General features: G+C 30.9%; 2 protein-coding genes. Both read left to right on the top strand.

The window, feature by feature from the left end:
- Positions 1 to 65: 65 nt before the first annotated feature.
- Positions 66 to 722, top strand: a complete 657-nt coding sequence (locus AABJ49_RS14290; RefSeq protein ID WP_338378969.1) for a hypothetical protein — start codon at positions 66 to 68, stop codon at positions 720 to 722.
- 138 nt (positions 723 to 860) lie between these two features.
- Entirely contained in the window at positions 861 to 1,370 is a 510-nt protein-coding gene (locus tag AABJ49_RS14285) for a hypothetical protein (protein WP_338378968.1), read from the top strand.
- Positions 1,371 to 1,562 lie beyond the last annotated feature (192 nt).

Below are 1,562 nucleotides of genomic sequence, written 5' to 3'. Positions count from 1 at the left end.
ATTTGTTATTGTAAGTGATAAAACTTGCAACTGCGAGAAGCGCGGTAACGTTACCACCAATTTGGATGAATCGACATTTAAAATACATATTAATAATTCTAACAGCTGGAATATTCCAAAATCTACTTGCGCAGGAAACTAAAATCGGAAAAGTAAAAGTCGTGAAATACAGAGATACAGACGATAAATTCACCGAATCGACAACTGACTCTACTCTTGCGTATTTAAATAAAAGAGAACACGATATTTTAATTACAAATAAAAAAGACACAACACGGCTCAAAACTAACTCTCTTGGAATTTTTGAAATCCCAAAAAGGTATTTTAATTATTGTAGTATAACTGTAAATCCTAAAGCAAAAGACTTACGAGAAGAATTTTTGTTTATGGAAGGTCTTGGGATAAAAGATAGTCTTGAATTTGAAATTTATGATTACCATATTTCAAATAAAATTGATTCGACAAAAGCACCTGAATTTTATAATAAATTTAATACTCAAAAGGCTGAACAGGACTTTTTTGCTGGAAAAAAAAGATACTTACTTGCTGAGGGTGCTACTTATTCAGACAGCTTTATCGAAAAGCTAAATGCCAAATCTGAGAAATTTGGATTTAAAATTGAGTATCCTGAAAAAATGTACGGAACTCTGCCAGAACATAGAATTCTTTACAGATATAATGAACGAATGAAAGAATTACTTGGAATAAAAAACTGGTGGTAACACCGTGTATAATTAATTGCTTTGGTAAGTGCTTATTTGGAAAATTCCTTCGGAATTTTCTCGCGTTCGTTTTTGTTTACTAAATTAGTTGCTGAAACACGCAACTAACCATACACATCAACGTTGTAGCACATTTGAATGACAAACACAAATCAAATAACTAAATCGCCTGAACTTCCTCTGATTTCAATCTACAAAAACGAAGGAATTGAAATCATTAATAAGGAAACTATTAAATATTTTGAGAGGACAAGTGCATACAGTCTGATTCAAGATAGTAGTGATGCGGAAATGTATTCAGATAAAATGGAAATATGGAATTTGGAGCAAAAAAACGACAAATTCAAAAACACCAAATGGAATAGATTTTTAGCAAAAACTGTTTATAATCCGTCATTTGATGTAACCTTATTCTGGAAAAAAATTGGAACATATAAATTGACGGAATTAAAAGCAAAAATTAAAAATTGCATTGAGAAAGATGATGACATTTTAACGCAGTTTGTTGAGGCTGATTTTTTGAAATATAAAATCGAGACATCAATAGATTTTGCCGAAATAATTGAAAATTTGAATAAATACTGTTTTGACATAATAGATGAGGAATTGATTTGGAAAGAAAATGACGAATGGAATAATAGTAAATAAAAAACGTGCTACAACAGCAGTTAAAAAAAATGGCTTAGGCAAGGGCATACTTCCAAATTTTCTCCGAAAATTCAAAAGTTTGCGTTATATTTGTTTTGGCTTGGTTTTGGTTCGTCGCCACTTCTTTTAGCTGCAACACGTTAGCAAACATTTAAAAACCAATCGTCACGAATGAAAACACTTTTGATTTTA

The sequence above is a fragment of the uncultured Flavobacterium sp. genome, assembly GCF_963922255.1.
Taxonomy (GTDB): Bacteria; Bacteroidota; Bacteroidia; order Flavobacteriales; family Flavobacteriaceae; genus Flavobacterium.
The sequence above is the reverse complement of the archived record's forward strand: the minus strand, read 5'-3'. Positions and strand labels throughout refer to the sequence as shown.

What these genes read in the sequence shown, in the direction of transcription:
- AABJ49_RS14290 (WP_338378969.1), top strand. Translation starts at nt 66, where the DNA reads ATGAATCGACATTTAAAATACATATTAATAATTCTAACAGCTGGAATA.
- AABJ49_RS14285 (WP_338378968.1), top strand. Translation starts at nt 861, where the DNA reads ATGACAAACACAAATCAAATAACTAAATCGCCTGAACTTCCTCTGATT.